Genomic DNA, 15,222 nt, shown 5'->3' with positions numbered 1-15,222 from the left:
ATTACCACCCAACAGATTTTTATACAAAACATAGCTCAAGTATAAATTCACTTGGGCTATATAGCTAATTACCAGTCCCTCAAAATTTGGTTAAATAATTATCCCAATATTAAAAAATTGTAAAACTTTGGAAACTTTTTTAGTTTCTTAAGTTTTCTGCTGTATATTCGCAGCCATTATGAAAGAAAAAATTAGGGATACAGCTTCACAGCTTTTCTTAGAACGTGGTTTTAAGAGTATTACTATGGACGATATTGCCAATGAAATCGGCATGTCTAAAAAAACAATTTACAGCGAGTACAGTAACAAGACTTCGCTAGTAGAAGATTGCGTAATGCATAAGTTCTGCGATTTAAGCAACGGTATTGACTTAATTATAGCGATGGAGAAAAACGCTATTGAAGAATTGTATGAGATTAAAAAGTATGTCATGTCTCATTTAAATGATGAAAAAAGCTCTCCTCAGTATCAATTAATGAAATACTATCCTAAAATTCATAAAAACCTGAAGCTACTACAATTCGATAAGATGCATAAGTGCATATTATTGAATGTTGAACGTGGTTTAGAACAAGGCTTGTTTAGAGATAATATAAATCCGGAGTTTGTTGCTCGAATATATTTTACGGGCTTAAATAGTATAAAGGATCAAAACATGTTTCCGTTAGAACAATTTCCGATAGGGAAACTAATGGACTCATTTTTAGAATATCATATTAGGGGTATTGTAACACCAAAAGGAAAAACCATATTAAATAACATCATCAATTCAAATCAAGAATAATGCGAAATCAATTAGTAATCTTAATAACTATTCTAAGTATTTGTTTAGGGTATTCACAAGAGCAAACCTATTCGTTTACGTTAGAAGAAGCAATTCAATTTGCGTTAGAAAACAACTATTCGGCAATTAATGCAAATAGAGATATTATAGATGCCCAAAAGCAAAAGTGGGAAACTATAGCTACCGGTCTACCACAAATAAATGGGTCAGTTGGTTATCAAAATCAATTAAAACAACCCGTTTCATTACTACCTGGAGAAATTTTAGGTGGTGAACCTGGAACTTTTGTACCGGTAATTTTTTCTCAACCACAATCAGCAACGGCAACTGCTACTTTGACCCAACAAATTTTTGATGGATCTTATATTGTTGGTGTACAAGCAACAAAAGCATTTTTAAGCTATAGTGCAAACAACAAAGAGAAAACAGAACTAGACGTTAGAAAACAAGTAGTTGAAGCTTACGGAAATGTACTTTTAGCTGAAGAAAGTATAGAAATCTTAGAAAAAAATAAGAGCACACTCGAAAAAAATCTTTTTGAAACTACGAAGTTATTTGAAAACGGACTAGGAGAAGAAGAAAGTGTTGATCAACTTCAAATTACATTATCATCTATAGAAAATCAATTGCAAAATGCGCTTAGGCTAAAAGACATTACATTACAAATGTTGAATGTAAGCATGGGTTTAGCCCTTAATGCGCCTACACAATTACAAGAAAACCTAGAAGATCTTACCATGTCAAAAATGGACTTAGGTATTCTTGGTTTCGACTTTAATATTAATGACAATGTTGATTACAAACTTGCCGAGAATTTAAACGAACAACGCTATTTTGAATGGAAACTAGCAAGAAGTAGTGCATTACCAACCTTGAATGCGTACGTAAACTATGGTAGTTCAGCTTACTCAGAAAGCTTCGATTTTTTTAGCGGAGATCAGCAATGGTTCGATTCTTCAATTATGGGTTTCGATTTGAACATACCAATATTCAGTTCATTTAAAAGAAGTGCAAGTACGCAACGTGCTAAAATTGCCTTGGAAAAAGCAAAAACACAATTAACCGAAGCGGAACAACAAATTAGATTACAGTTAGAGAATGCTAAAAACAATTATACCCTAGCGATAGATAATTACGAAACTGCAAAGCAAAACCTAACCCTATCTGAACGTATTGAAAACAAAAACCAAATCAAGTATAAAGAAGGTCTCGCTACAAGCTTTGAACTAAGACAGGCACAAACACAATTGTATGCTACCCAACAAGAATACTTACAATCAATGGTTGAGGTAATTAATAACAAGACAGAACTAGAAACCATTTTAAATACAAAAGACTAAATAATCAATCATTAAAAATATAATCATGAAGAAAATACTAGTTTTATTAATTGCGACCGTAAGCTTACTTTCTTGTGGCAGTGGTGAGCAATCGGTAGCAGATATTATAGCACAGCAAGACCTAGAGGCAATAAGAGCTAAAAAAAATGATATTACCGCGCAGCAAAAACTAATTGATGCTCAAGTAAAATCTTTAGATTCTGCCATTGCAATTTTGGGTAATGAAGAAAAATTACCATTAGTAAATACATTGACTGCTAAAAAAGAGCTATTCAATCACTATTTAGAATTACAAGGTGATGTATCTACCAAGCAGAATGTATTGATTTACCCAGAAATGCCAGGTACCTTACAAAGAGTATATGTTAAAGAAGGTGACAAAGTTTCTAGAGGTCAGGTATTAGCGACTATTGATGATGGCGGTATGTCAAGCCAATTAAGCCAACTAAAATCTCAAGCCGCTTTGGCAAAAACGACTTTTGAACGTCAAGAGCGTTTATGGAATCAGAATATAGGTTCAGAAATTCAATTTTTACAGGCTAAAACTAATTATGAAGCTGCAGAAAATATGGTTTCTCAAACGCAGAGTCAATTGGGTAAATCTACCATAAGAGCACCTTTCTCTGGTATTATTGACAATGTAATAAAGGATCAAGGTACGGTTGTTGCCCCTGGTCCAGGTTCAGAGGTATTTCGTATTGTAAATCTATCTGATATGTACATTGAGGTAGAAGTACCAGAAACGTACCTAGGTAGTGTATCAAAAGGAAAAGAAGCTTTAGTATATTTTCCTGTTTTAGGTGATAGTATCGTTACAAAAATTAGAGAAACAGGCAATTTCATCAATCCTTCGAATAGATCATTTGAGGTAGAAATACCTGTACCGAATAAAGAGGGTAAAATTAAACCTAACCTGTCGGCTAAAGTGAATATCAACGATTACACTAACGAAGATGCCATATTAATACCGACTAGTATAATTTCAGAAAATGCAGAAGGTGAGCAATATGTTTTCGTTGCAGAAGAGCCAAATGAAGACGGTGAAGCTTTGGTAAAAAGATCGGTAATCACAACCGGTAAAACACAAGGTGCGAATATTGAAGTATTATCTGGTTTAGCAGATGGCAACCAAATTATTAAAGAAGGTGCTAGAAGTGTAAAAGATGGTCAAAAAGTAAAAATCAAAAAATAAAGAGCGATGAGCAAAGTACAAAAGAACGCCGATAAAGAGTTCGGTTTATCGTCTTGGGCCATTGATAACCCTTCGGTTATTTATGTGATGATCGCCATTTTTCTTTGGCTGGGATTCAGAGCCTATATGGCAATGCCTAGAGAAGATTTTCCTGAAATTATAGAAACCAAAATCTACATTAGCACACCTTACCCAGGTAACACTGCCGAAGATATTGAAAAACTGATTACAGACCCTCTAGAAGATAGGCTAAAAAACATTAGTAATGTAGTAGAGGTTACCTCAACTTCTCAAGAAGATTACGCTATTTTAACCGTTGAGTTCGACGAAGAAATTACTGTTGAGCAAGCCAAACAAAAGGTGAAAGATGAGGTAGATAGTGAAAAAGCGAGTGAAGACTGGCCTACTTTTAATGGAGCAAAGGTAGAACCCAATGTTTTCGATCTAAATTTCTCAGAAGAAGTGCCTATTATGAACATCAATTTTACGGGTGATTACCCTGTAGAAAAGTTGAAGGAGTTTGCTGAATATTTACAAGACGAAATTGAAGACCTTCCTGAAATTAAACAAGCGGATATTCGTGGTGCACAAGATTTAGAAGTTGAAGTTGGTGTTGATATTTATAAAATGATGGCTGCCAAAATCAGCTTTCAAGATGTTATTAGTGCTATTAGCAATGGTAATATGACGATGTCTGCAGGTAATTTAAAGACTGTTGGACAAAGACGTACCATTCGTATTTTAGGAGAAGTAGAAGACCCTAAAGAATTGAACAATTTCGTAGTGAAGTCCGAAAATGGTGCCGTATACCTAAAAGATATTGCGACCATAAACTTTCAGGCAAAAGACAAAACTACGTATGCTCGTGAATACGGGGATAATGTGGTAATGCTTGATGTAAAAAAGCGAGCTGGTAGAAACTCCATTTCCGCTTCAGATAAAATAAAGGAACTGGTAAAGAAAGAGAAAGCAGATTACTTTCCGCCAGATTTAAATATTTCTATTGCCAATGATTCTTCTACACGTACACTAAACCAAGTAGACGATTTAGTAAATAATATCATCTTCGGTATTATACTCGTAGTAACGGTTTTAATGTTTTTCTTAGGCTTTAGAAATGCACTCTTCGTTGGTTTTGCAATACCAATGTCGATGTTTATGTCTTTCGTCATATTATCATGGCTAGGTTATACCTTAAATACGATGATTCTTTTCGGAATGATCATGGGGCTTGGTATGTTGGTTGATAACGGTATTGTTGTAGTTGAAAACGTTTACCGATTAATGGATGAAGGTTTGTCAAGAACCGAAGCTGCAAAAAAAGGTATTGGTGAAATAGCATATCCAATTATCATATCAACAGCCACAACTGTGGCCGCGTTTGTACCATTAGGGCTTTGGCCTGGTATTTTTGGGCAGTTTATGATTTACTTCCCTATTACACTTTCTGTTGTATTGGGTTCGTCATTATTCGTGGCAATTTTCATGAACTCTATGTTGGTATCGAAATTCATGAGTACCGATGAAAAAGAACTTACTTTAAAGCAACTCATTAAAATGAGTGTTATTATGGGTGGCATTGGAGCATTAATACTAATTTTCGGTGGCGCTATGCGTGGCTTGGGTTCTGTACTTATACTAACAGCAATTATGTTTTGGGCATACAAATACGTTATTAAGGGCTCTGCTATCAAGTTTCAAAAGAATACAATGGCACGTTTTGAAAATTGGTATGAGCGTCGTTTAAAGCATGCACTTAGAGGTAGCAATGTATATTGGTATTTTGGTGTTACTTTTTTAATGTTGATTGGCGTATTCATGTTATTTGGTATGTCTGTTGGTAGTGGTAGAACTAAAATTGAATTCTTCCCAGATAATAAGCCTAATGAAATCTATGTGTATGTAGAATACCCTGAAGGTACTTCTATTGAGAAAACCAATGAGATTACCAAAGAGGTCGAAAAGCAGGTGTACGCTATTATGGATGATGATATGTACAAGAATGAAAAGGGTGAAAACTTTATGATGGCTTCTGCTGTATCTGTAGTAGGTGAAGGTGCCGGTAATCCGCTTACCGATGGTGGTTCATCTGCCGAAATGCCACATAAGGGTAAGGTAACCGTAAACTTTAGCGAGTATAAATTTCGTAATGGTTTAAATACCGAAGATATACGTGGTCGTGTACAAGCCGCATTACAGGGTATTTATCCTGGTGTTGCCATATCGGTAGAAAAAGATGCCAATGGTCCGCCAGCAGGTTTTCCTATTAACATTGAACTTGAAGGTAATGATTATGATGAGCTGATAAATACTGCCGAAGACATTAAAAACTTCATCAACACCAAAAATATTGCTGGTATTGAAGAATTGAAGATAGATGTAAACAAAGGTAAACCAGCCATGCAAGTGATTGTAGATCGCGAAAAAGCGGGAGAATTAGGTGTTGCCGTTGGTCAAGTTGGTAACCAGTTAAGACGCTCTATTTTTGGTGAAAAAGCAGGTGTTTATAAAGAAGATGGTGAAGATTACGATATCAACATAAGGTTCAATGAAGATTTGAGATACAATAAGAGTGCATTATTCAATCAGAATATCATTTTTAGAGATCCTTCTAACGGACAGATCAAAGAGATTCCGATTTCTGCTGTAGCGACCGAGAAGAACACATCTGGTTATAGTGCTATTAAACACCGAGACGGTAAACGTGTGGTTACTATTTATTCGGGTTTAAAACCGGGCTTTACAGATGCCGGCGCCATTGTTGCTGAAATTCAAAATGAGATGGGAAGTTTTGATGGAACTCCAGCTACTGTAAATATTGATTATACCGGTCAATTAGAAGAGCAAGCGAAGCAACAAGCATTCTTAATTGGTGCCTTTTTCTCAGGATTAGGATTGATTATGCTTATTCTAATCTTCCAATTTGGCGGTATTTCAAAACCGTTGATTATTATGATCGCAATTTTCTTAAGCTTCATTGGTGTTTTTGGAGGATTGATGATCACCGGATGGTCCTTCGTTATTATGATGACAATGATGGGTATTATCTCACTTGCAGGTATTGTTGTGAATAACGGAGTGGTACTCCTTGATTACACCCAAATTCTGGTCGATCGTAAAAAGGTAAGACTTGGTATGGAAGACAGTGATCTGTTAACAATTGAAGATGCGACCGATTCTATGATCGTTGGTGGTAAGGCAAGATTACGCCCAGTTATATTAACTGCCATTACCACCGTATTAGGATTGATTCCGTTAGCAATCGGACTCAACATTGATTTCTTTGCACTATTCACAGAGTTTAATCCGCATATATACATAGGTGGTGATAACGTGATTTTCTGGGGGCCATTAGCTTGGACCGTTATCTTCGGATTAATCGTTGCGACCTTCTTAACCCTAATAATCGTGCCGGTATTATTCAATATAGTATACCGTATAAAAATAAAGTTTAGCGGTTTCGGCAGTAATAGTAATGAAGAAAATAAACAATTAGAACAAGTGGCTTAATCTACAAAAAGCTGAAATAAAAAAGCCCCGTATCATTTGATACGGGGCTTTTTTTATTGTTGTTGATTGAGATTATTTATTGCTTACAACAGGATCTTTTTTACTAGCTTTATTTACACTAGCAATTCTGTTGTTATCGAAGTTTACTTCACTCGTTACATCACCTTCCCAAAATAACCACTTACCGGTTCTTACACCATTATCATAGTTACCCATTGCAATCTTCTCTCCTTTTTCATTGAACATTTTCCATTGTCCTTCTAACTTTTCATTTAAAAAATAGCCCTCTTGAGACTTTTCTCCATTAGCATGAAAATATGTTGCTTTTACTTTATCTCCATCTTTTTCAAAAGTAGGATCAACTTGAGCGTAAGCTCCGAACGACAATGCCATTACAGCTATAATTAAGATTTTTTTCATGGGATATATTTTTTAAATTAATTTCTTCCTTAACACTAACGTTACAAATATACATTTATTTCTCAATTAATCAATGTTTTGGTAACTTTTAGTTTACATTAAGTTTACATTGGAAGTGTAATATCCTATTTTACAGTATTTTAACAACAATTCATGTTTAACATTGGCACAACTAGTCATCGTGTAAAAGCTACCGGTTAAATAGATCTATAATGAAATAGACTTCTTAAATTTGCCAATTCATTAAAGCAAGTACTATGTATAGAAGCCATTCCTGCGGGGAGTTAAGAGAATCACATATTGGCCAAACGGTTACACTATCTGGTTGGGTAGCAAAAACTAGAGACAAAGGTTTCGTAGTTTGGGTAGATTTAAGGGATCGCTATGGTATTACACAACTAGTACTTGATGAAGACCGCACAAATGCCGAGCTATTAGAGCAGGCAAGAAATTTAGGCAGAGAGTTTGTTATTCAAATTAAGGGAGAGGTTATTGAAAGAGCATCTAAAAATGCAAACATCCCAACGGGTAATATAGAAGTTTTGGTTTCTGAACTTACAGTTCTGAACGAATCTAAAACTCCGCCATTCACTATCGAAAACGAAACCGATGGTGGTGAAGATCTTCGAATGAAATACAGGTATTTAGACATCCGTAGAAATCCTGTAAAAAACAACCTTATTTTTAGAAGTAAGGTAGCTATGGAAGTCCGTAAATTTTTATCTGGCGAAGGCTTTATAGAAGTGGAGACTCCATATTTAATAAAATCTACACCAGAAGGTGCTCGAGATTTTGTGGTACCAAGCCGTATGAACGAAGGTCAGTTTTATGCGCTACCCCAATCGCCACAAACATTCAAGCAATTGCTAATGGTTGGTGGTTTAGATAAATACTTTCAGATAGTAAAGTGTTTTAGAGATGAAGATTTACGTGCCGATAGACAGCCAGAATTTACGCAGATAGATTGCGAAATGGCTTTTGTTGAGCAAGAAGATATACTTAATGTATTCGAAAACTTAACCAAGTACCTTTTAAAAGAAGTGAACGGTGTTGAGATCGATTCGTTCCCAAGAATGACTTATGATGATGCCATGACAAAATATGGTAACGATAAGCCAGATATTCGTTTTGGAATGGAGTTCGCTGAATTAAACGCTATTGCACAACATAAAGAATTCGGAGTTTTCAACTCCGCCGAATTAGTAGTTGGTATTGCAGTACCTGGTGTAGCAGAATATACTAGAAAAGAATTAGATGCATTGATCAACTGGGTTAAGCGTCCACAAATTGGTGCCAATGGAATGGTTTACGTAAAATGCAATGAAGACGGAAGCTTTAAATCGACCGTTGATAAATTTTACGACCAAGACGATTTAGCAAAATGGGCAGAAGCAACAGGCGCCAAACCAGGTGATCTTATATGTGTACTTTCTGGTGATGCCAATAAAACAAGAACACAATTAAGTGCCTTGAGAATGGAAATGGCAACCAGACTCGGATTAAGAAAACCAAATGAATTCGCACCATTATGGGTTGTTGATTTCCCATTATTGGAGCTTGATGAAGAAACTGGTCATTACCATGCAATGCACCACCCATTTACTTCTCCAAAACCAGGTCAGTTAGAATTATTAGATACTGATCCAGGTGCTGTACGTGCAAATGCTTATGATTTAGTATTGAACGGAAACGAAATAGGCGGTGGATCTATTCGTATTCACGATAAGGACATGCAAGCAACAATGTTTAAGCATTTAGGATTTACACCAGAAGAGGCAAAGGCACAATTCGGATTTCTAATGGAAGCTTTTCAATACGGTGCACCACCACATGGCGGATTAGCATTTGGTTTGGATAGACTTGTCGCTATTTTAGGCGGACAAGAAACTATCAGAGATTTTATTGCATTCCCTAAAAACAACAGTGGTAGAGATGTCATGATCGATGCTCCTGCACCAATTGATAATGCACAATTGAAAGAATTGAGTTTGAAATTAGATATAGATTTGAAATAAAATCAACTTAATATAAAAGTAAAAATCCCGCCTAGTGCGGGATTTTTTTGTTTGTTCTCCAGTTCTATTAGACACCTTACAAATCAATCTCACATCAAGTAAGATATTTTTTGTTAAATTCACTTTGTGAAAAAATGGGTTAAAATTACCGTAATAGTTTTAAGTAGCTTGCTTCTAATTGCCGCAGCAGGATATGGATATCTATACTATACTTATAAAATAAAGTATGTTCCTTCAAAAGATCTATACAAGAAAAGAGTTGCTTATATAGATACTAAAAAAGCACTATTTTCTGAAAATTTTAAAATCTGTGATAGCACTCGTATTGTGGACTATTACAATTATGCACCAGGTGATTCTATACATAGAAGAACTCAGTATACTACTAATAAAAATGGTCTTAGAAAAGAAGTATTATCTAAATATGTGAATAAAGACTATAAAGATTCTGGCTATTTAAATTTTAGATTTATAGTAAACTGCAAAGGTGAAGCCGGCGCTTATGTTATTCATGAAAATGATTTAGACTTACATCCGAAAAAATTTAATACAAACTTAGTATCCCAACTTTTGAACATTACAGTTGAATTAAAAAAATGGAAACCTAATTACATGTATGGTGCAGAAAGGGATTCATATATGTACATATCATACAGAATAGAAAATGGAGAGATCACAGAAATTATTCCTTAGTATTATTCTTGTTTTTCTTTTAAGTTCTTGCCAAACCAAAGAAGAAAAAGTTCAAGATGCATATGATGTAGGCTTTAGGCATTATCAAGGTAATCGTTTACACATGAATGCATTCGCCTATGCATTAGAATTAGATTCTACAAAAGCAGAAACATATAGAGAACTTTCAGTTACTTATTTAAAAAGAGGTATTCCACATAAATGGAAATCTTGGTATGATGGTGCAGTTGAGTATGACCCTATAACTTGGCAACCATGGCGAGGTTATCTCTACTTGTGGTTCTACAGAGACTACGAAAAAGCAATTGCCGATTTTAACGCATCAGATTCGTTAACCACCTATATAGATTATCCGCAAGGGCATAGCGTCGATTTTTGGCGTGGTATTGCGTATTTAGGTCTAAACGATTATGATAATTCAATTGCATATTGGGACAAACACATTACTAAAGAAACCAAAGACTCTGGTGAAGATTGGGTAGAACTTGAAGCATTTTTATACAGAGGTATTGCGTATTATGAAGCTGGTGAGACAAAAAAAGCAGAAGAAAATTTTGATAAGGTAATTACCTATCACAACAATTCCGCAGATGCAAAATATTACAAAGCGCAGCTCTTATTAGACAACGGAAATAATAAAGCGGCGCTAAAAATGATTGATGATGCCATTGTAGATTTTAATAATGGATATTATAACAACAGAGAATATGTTGAAACCCTACGTCAAATTTATCTTGAAGATTTAGAAAAACTTAAAGCTGAAATCATAGCAAGTAATTAAAGAAAGTAGCAACGATTTACCTAAACCTAACTTATTGATTTCAAGAAAAGCGGTTGCAATAAAAATAATGTGGTCACCCTCTCCGATATGTAAGAAAATTATTATTTTACTATATTTAGAGCCATGAAAAAATGGGTTAAAATAGTATTGTATAGTTTATTGGGAATTGTGCTAATTCTTTGTGGAATTGTCGGGTACGGTTATTATCAATACGAATGGAAGTATGATGTAAATTCTGAAAAATATCAGCATGATGTCGGTTATTTATCACCTAAAAATCGTGATTTTACCCCCAATTTTAAACGTTGTAATGACCACCGTCCAAGAGGCTATTATTCTAGCGTAGGATTTAACATTTTCGACAATAACAAAGCACATTTTAAACGCTTTATTCAGTCTAACTTTAAAAGTGTACACTATACAGATCACGGAATGTTGAACCTTCGTTTTATTATCAATTGTAAAGGTGAAGTCGGTGACATGGAGGTAAATCAATTAAATAATGATTACCAATTAACAGAGATGAATAACGATTTGGTTGAAGAGATAATTCAATTGACTGTAGAAAAGGAAAATTGGGTTATTTCAAATAACAAATCGGATAATGACAAATACATGTACTTGATTTTTAAAATAGAAGATGGAAAAATTGTTGAAATATTACCTTAGTTTTTTACTATTAATATCATTAAGCTGTAAGAATGAAAATCTAAATGAAGATTCAAAACTAATAGCAAAAGATATTTGGGACACTGAAAATAGTAAGCACGGTTTTAATGGTAGTTTTCAAGGGACACCAAAAGCGATGACCCTTCTGGATAAAATTATAGCTTTAGATAGTACGAATGCAGATGCATTAAGGGAGATTTCCGTTCCTTTTCTAAAAAGGGGAATTCCACTTGAATGGAAAACAAGATTTGACAAAGCAGTAAAACATGACCCAGCGACATGGGTGCCTTGGCGAGGCTATTTATACCTGTGGTTCTACAGAGACTACGAAAAAGCAATTGCCGATTTTAACGCATCAGATTCGTTAACCACCTATATAGATTATCCGCAAGGGCACAGTGTAGATTTTTGGCGTGGCATTGCATATTTAGGCGCAAAAGACTATGATAACTCCATTGCTTATTGGGACAAACATATTACCAAAGAAACCGAAGACTCTGGTGAAGATTGGGTAGAACTTGAAGCATTTCTATACAGAGGTATTGCGTATTTTGAATCTGGTAATAATGAAAAAGCCAAAGAGAATTTTAATAAAGTGGTTTCGTATTTCACAAACTCGGCAGATGCCAAATATTATAAGGCGCAATTATTATTAAATGAGGGAAATAAAAAGGCGGCTATGAATATGATTGATGATGCCATTGTAGATTTTAACAATGGCTATTATAACAATAGAGAATATGTGGAAACCTTACGCCAAATTTATCTTGAAGATTTAGAAGAACTTAAAGCTGAAATCATAGCAAGTAATTAAATACCTTTGACCTCTATCATTGATATGGTTCAACCATGCCCATCCAAAGGAATAAAATTTTAAAAAGCATTTACAAATGGAGATATAAACATATCTCTCAAAAAACCTTCATTTACATCTTAAGTGTAATTGTTGGGCTTTTGGCTGGTTTGGCATCTGTCACCCTAAAAAACATCACTTATTTTATTGAGGCATCTCTCGAAAAAGGGATTATTTTTTCTAGTAACCAACTATACTTTATTCTGCCTATTATAGGTCTTACCCTGGTATATCTCTATGTAAAATACATTCATAAAGAGAAATTAAAGCATGCCGTTTCTTCAATTCTATTTTCATTATCAAGAAACAAGGCAAATATCGATGCCAAGCAAATGTACACCCAACTCATTATTGCACCGCTAACTGTTGGTTTTGGTGGTTCAGTAGGGTTATTGGGTCCGGCAGTGGCAACAGGTGCAGCATTAAGCTCCAATTTAGGTAAGCTTTTTCATATCAATTCTAAAACGCGCTCTTTATTAATTGCCTGTGCATCGGCTGGTGCAATCTCATCTATATTTCAATCGCCAATTGCCGCCATCATATTTGCTGTAGAAGTGTTTAGTCTAGATCTGACCATGATTTCGATGTTACCGTTATTATTGGCATCGATTAGTGGTGTGCTAACCTCCTACTTCTTCATGGGTAACGAGGTATTGTTCAATTTTTCCATTAGTGAGCCATTTGAAGTGAAGGATACTTTATTTTATGTTCTTCTCGGCGTAGGTACAGCAGTAGCTTCTATTTACTTCACAAAAATGTACTTCGGCATCATTAACCTTTTTAAGCCATTGAAAAGTCCGAAATATCGACTTTTGGTAGGCGGACTAGCTATTGGATTTATGCTGTATATGATTCCGCCATTGTACGGTGAAGGATTTACATTTATAAACAACTTGTTGAAAGGTGACCATATTCAAGCTTTAGGCAAAACACCCTTCGATGCCTACATCGGTAATATTTGGGTTGTAATTGCTCTATTATTTGGCATCACAATTTTTAAGGCAGTAGCGATGACCACTACTTTGGCTGCCGGTGGCGCAGGTGGTATTTTTATACCAACAATGGTAATGGGTAGTGCCTTGGGCAATGTCGTTGCGAAATTAATCAACAATTCGGGATTGGGATTTTCGGTATCAGAAAGTAACTTCACCCTAATAGGCATGGCAGGTCTTATTGCAGGCGTGCAACACGCTCCGTTGACAGCAATTTTCCTTATTGCTGAAATAACAGGTGGGTATGCCTTATTTGTGCCTTTGATGATTACAGCATCTATATCATACATCATCACAAAAAACACGGTAGATTATACGATCTACACCAGAGAATTGGCTGAAAGTGGCGATTTATTGACACACAACAAAGATCACGCTGTACTTACCCTTATGAATATTGATATGGTTATAGAAACCAATTTCAAAATTGTACACCCAAAAATGACTTTGGGTGAAATGCTGCATGACTCCGTTGCTAAATCAACACGAAATATTTTTCCTGTAGTAGATGCAAATCACGTGTTTTTAGGCATTATTTTATTAGATGATATTCGGGAGTTCATGTTCGACACCAAATTGTATGACACTACAAAAGTGGAAACATTTACCCATAAGGCACCGGATCATATTTACTATGGGCTGGACAGTATGCAAATTGTAATGCAAAAATTTCAAGATAGTGGTGCATGGAATTTACCCGTTGTCAAAAACGGAAAATACATGGGTTTTGTTTCAAAATCAAAACTATTGACCGCTTACAGAAGAGAACTTATAAAATTCACTAAGTAATCAACCTCGGGTAAGCCCAGAGGCATTTTTAGAACAAGAATAACAATTCGAGACAAGCCTCGGAGCATTTAAATCTCGATTATAGAGTAAAAGAGAACTTATGAAATATGTAATTATCGCCATAGTATTCATCTCAATCGGATTAATTATCTACGGATTCAATTTAGATGCTAGTGAAGATGCCCTATCTCACAAATATATAGGCTCGGGCACTTTATTACTATTTTTAGTGGCCATGCCGCTGTTTCTTATTCGAGAGAGTAAGGGTAAAAAATTCAATGATTACATGCTTACCGATGAGAATGTACGAAAAATGCAAGGCAAAGAACCTAGAAAGGCTGATAATCAAGACACTCCGAAAAAATAATAGTTCAATTCTTTACCAAGGAATATTAAAATATTGTAAATTAGAATGTTAATATTAAAATTTCAATACAATGATTGGTACCGTCAAATTTTACAATGAATCTAAGGGTTATGGGTTTATAACCAATGAAGAAACTGGAAAAGATATTTTTGTTCACGCCACCGCTTTACATGGCACAGAAATTAGAGAAGGTGATAAGGTGAGCTACAAAGAGGAAGAAGGAAAAAAAGGTACAGTTGCTGGGCAAGTGCAGGTACTTTAAAATATTCTTTTTCATTAAAAAAATTAGATAACCACGCTCTTGCGTGGTTTTTCATTTATACGCAATTTGCTATTTTCTTTTCTTCGCAAAAAATTGCTGTAATAAACTAGCCGCTTCATCTGCAAGAATACCGCCGATTATTTTAGTTCTAGGGTGAAGAGTTGTTCCCATAACTCCGCAACCGCGCTGTTCATCTGTAGCCCCATAAACAATTTTACCAATCTGGCTCCAATACAACGCACCAGCACACATTTGGCACGGCTCTAAGGTTACATACAACGTGCAATCTTTTAAATACTTACCACCTAGAAAATTAGCTGCAGAAGTAATCGCTTGCATTTCGGCATGTGCCGTAACATCATTCAATTTTTCGGTCAAATTATGAGCTCTTGCAATAATCCTGTCTTGCACTACAATTACAGCGCCTACGGGCACCTCGCCAGCTTCAAATGCATATTCAGCTTCTTGAAGTGCCTTTTTCATAAAATAAGTATCATCGTAAGGTAAAACCATAACCTCAAAAATACGATAGTTTCATTTTTAAAAAAGTATTTT

The 15,222-nt window shown here is 35.2% G+C and carries 14 protein-coding genes; 12 read left to right on the top strand and 2 right to left on the bottom strand.

The window, feature by feature from the left end; genetic code table 11:
* Positions 1-178 precede the first annotated feature (178 nt).
* Genes ACPF9A_RS11105 through ACPF9A_RS11090 form a run of 4 tightly spaced genes read left to right on the top strand, consistent with a single transcriptional unit; the run spans position 179 to position 6,826 of the window.
* Positions 179-784 (top strand): TetR/AcrR family transcriptional regulator, encoded by a 606-nt coding sequence (locus ACPF9A_RS11105; protein ID WP_423996871.1) that lies wholly within the window; start codon positions 179-181, stop codon positions 782-784.
* Entirely contained in the window at positions 784-2,124 is a 1,341-nt protein-coding gene (locus ACPF9A_RS11100; protein ID WP_423996869.1) for a TolC family protein, read from the top strand. The genes ACPF9A_RS11105 and ACPF9A_RS11100 overlap by 1 nt, the downstream gene beginning before the upstream one ends.
* Positions 2,125-2,149: 25 nt before the next feature.
* Positions 2,150-3,316: an efflux RND transporter periplasmic adaptor subunit gene (locus tag ACPF9A_RS11095; RefSeq protein WP_423996867.1), complete on the top strand. Its 1,167-nt coding sequence runs from the start codon at positions 2,150-2,152 to the stop codon at positions 3,314-3,316.
* A 6-nt stretch (positions 3,317-3,322) separates the two neighbouring features.
* A complete protein-coding gene (locus ACPF9A_RS11090; RefSeq protein WP_423996865.1) occupies positions 3,323-6,826 on the top strand; it encodes an efflux RND transporter permease subunit in 3,504 nt (1,167 codons plus the stop codon).
* 72 nt (positions 6,827-6,898) lie between these two features.
* Here the strand turns inward: ACPF9A_RS11090 and ACPF9A_RS11085 are convergent, their stop codons facing one another.
* The gene (locus tag ACPF9A_RS11085) at positions 6,899-7,246 is read right to left on the bottom strand and encodes a toxin-antitoxin system YwqK family antitoxin (RefSeq protein WP_423996863.1); all 348 of its coding nucleotides are present in this window, start codon (positions 7,244-7,246) and stop codon (positions 6,899-6,901) included.
* 257 nt (positions 7,247-7,503) lie between these two features.
* On the opposite strand from ACPF9A_RS11085, the gene aspS reads away from it, so the two are divergent.
* From aspS to ACPF9A_RS11045, 8 genes are all read left to right on the top strand, one after another.
* The gene (aspS, locus tag ACPF9A_RS11080) at positions 7,504-9,261 is read left to right on the top strand and encodes an aspartate--tRNA ligase (RefSeq protein ID WP_423996862.1); all 1,758 of its coding nucleotides are present in this window, start codon (positions 7,504-7,506) and stop codon (positions 9,259-9,261) included.
* A 126-nt stretch (positions 9,262-9,387) separates the two neighbouring features.
* On the top strand, positions 9,388-9,954 hold the full coding sequence (locus ACPF9A_RS11075) for a hypothetical protein (RefSeq protein ID WP_423996860.1): 567 nt from the start codon (positions 9,388-9,390) through the stop codon (positions 9,952-9,954).
* Complete coding sequence (locus ACPF9A_RS11070) at positions 9,926-10,735, top strand: tetratricopeptide repeat protein (RefSeq protein WP_423996858.1); 810 nt, start codon at positions 9,926-9,928, stop codon at positions 10,733-10,735. Before ACPF9A_RS11075 ends, ACPF9A_RS11070 begins: the two co-directional genes overlap by 29 nt.
* A gap of 123 nt (positions 10,736-10,858) precedes the next feature.
* Positions 10,859-11,404 carry a hypothetical protein gene (locus tag ACPF9A_RS11065; RefSeq protein WP_423996856.1) on the top strand — a complete coding sequence of 182 codons (546 nt, stop codon included), beginning with the start codon at positions 10,859-10,861 and terminating at the stop codon, positions 11,402-11,404.
* Positions 11,376-12,218, top strand: coding sequence for a tetratricopeptide repeat protein (locus ACPF9A_RS11060; RefSeq protein WP_423996854.1), 843 nt, complete (start codon positions 11,376-11,378; stop codon positions 12,216-12,218). Before ACPF9A_RS11065 ends, ACPF9A_RS11060 begins: the two co-directional genes overlap by 29 nt.
* Positions 12,219-12,253: 35 nt before the next feature.
* Positions 12,254-14,038, top strand: coding sequence for a chloride channel protein (locus tag ACPF9A_RS11055; RefSeq protein WP_423996852.1), 1,785 nt, complete (start codon positions 12,254-12,256; stop codon positions 14,036-14,038).
* A gap of 100 nt (positions 14,039-14,138) precedes the next feature.
* Entirely contained in the window at positions 14,139-14,405 is a 267-nt protein-coding gene (locus ACPF9A_RS11050; RefSeq protein WP_423996850.1) for a hypothetical protein, read from the top strand.
* A gap of 70 nt (positions 14,406-14,475) precedes the next feature.
* On the top strand, positions 14,476-14,667 hold the full coding sequence (locus ACPF9A_RS11045; protein WP_299319054.1) for a cold-shock protein: 192 nt from the start codon (positions 14,476-14,478) through the stop codon (positions 14,665-14,667).
* 69 nt (positions 14,668-14,736) lie between these two features.
* Here ACPF9A_RS11045 and ACPF9A_RS11040 read toward each other — a convergent pair whose 3' ends face one another.
* Positions 14,737-15,180: a nucleoside deaminase gene (locus ACPF9A_RS11040; RefSeq protein ID WP_423996848.1), complete on the bottom strand. Its 444-nt coding sequence runs from the start codon at positions 15,178-15,180 to the stop codon at positions 14,737-14,739.
* Positions 15,181-15,222: the final 42 nt, after the last annotated feature.

The organism is Maribacter sp. IgM3_T14_3 (genome assembly GCF_049603095.1).
In the GTDB taxonomy this organism is placed as follows: Bacteria; Bacteroidota; Bacteroidia; order Flavobacteriales; family Flavobacteriaceae; genus Maribacter.
This window is presented reverse-complemented; position numbering and strand designations above follow the sequence as displayed.

Excerpts from the sequence above, each read along its gene's own strand:
- ACPF9A_RS11105 (WP_423996871.1), top strand. The coding sequence starts at position 179 with ATGAAAGAAAAAATTAGGGATACAGCTTCACAGCTTTTCTTAGAACGT.
- ACPF9A_RS11100 (WP_423996869.1), top strand. The coding sequence starts at position 784 with ATGCGAAATCAATTAGTAATCTTAATAACTATTCTAAGTATTTGTTTA.
- ACPF9A_RS11095 (WP_423996867.1), top strand. The coding sequence starts at position 2,150 with ATGAAGAAAATACTAGTTTTATTAATTGCGACCGTAAGCTTACTTTCT.
- ACPF9A_RS11090 (WP_423996865.1), top strand. The coding sequence starts at position 3,323 with ATGAGCAAAGTACAAAAGAACGCCGATAAAGAGTTCGGTTTATCGTCT.
- ACPF9A_RS11085 (WP_423996863.1), bottom strand. The coding sequence starts at position 7,246 with ATGAAAAAAATCTTAATTATAGCTGTAATGGCATTGTCGTTCGGAGCT.
- aspS (WP_423996862.1), top strand. The coding sequence starts at position 7,504 with ATGTATAGAAGCCATTCCTGCGGGGAGTTAAGAGAATCACATATTGGC.
- ACPF9A_RS11070 (WP_423996858.1), top strand. The coding sequence starts at position 9,926 with ATGGAGAGATCACAGAAATTATTCCTTAGTATTATTCTTGTTTTTCTT.
- ACPF9A_RS11065 (WP_423996856.1), top strand. The coding sequence starts at position 10,859 with ATGAAAAAATGGGTTAAAATAGTATTGTATAGTTTATTGGGAATTGTG.
- ACPF9A_RS11060 (WP_423996854.1), top strand. The coding sequence starts at position 11,376 with ATGGAAAAATTGTTGAAATATTACCTTAGTTTTTTACTATTAATATCA.
- ACPF9A_RS11055 (WP_423996852.1), top strand. The coding sequence starts at position 12,254 with ATGCCCATCCAAAGGAATAAAATTTTAAAAAGCATTTACAAATGGAGA.
- ACPF9A_RS11050 (WP_423996850.1), top strand. The coding sequence starts at position 14,139 with ATGAAATATGTAATTATCGCCATAGTATTCATCTCAATCGGATTAATT.
- ACPF9A_RS11045 (WP_299319054.1), top strand. The coding sequence starts at position 14,476 with ATGATTGGTACCGTCAAATTTTACAATGAATCTAAGGGTTATGGGTTT.
- ACPF9A_RS11040 (WP_423996848.1), bottom strand. The coding sequence starts at position 15,180 with ATGGTTTTACCTTACGATGATACTTATTTTATGAAAAAGGCACTTCAA.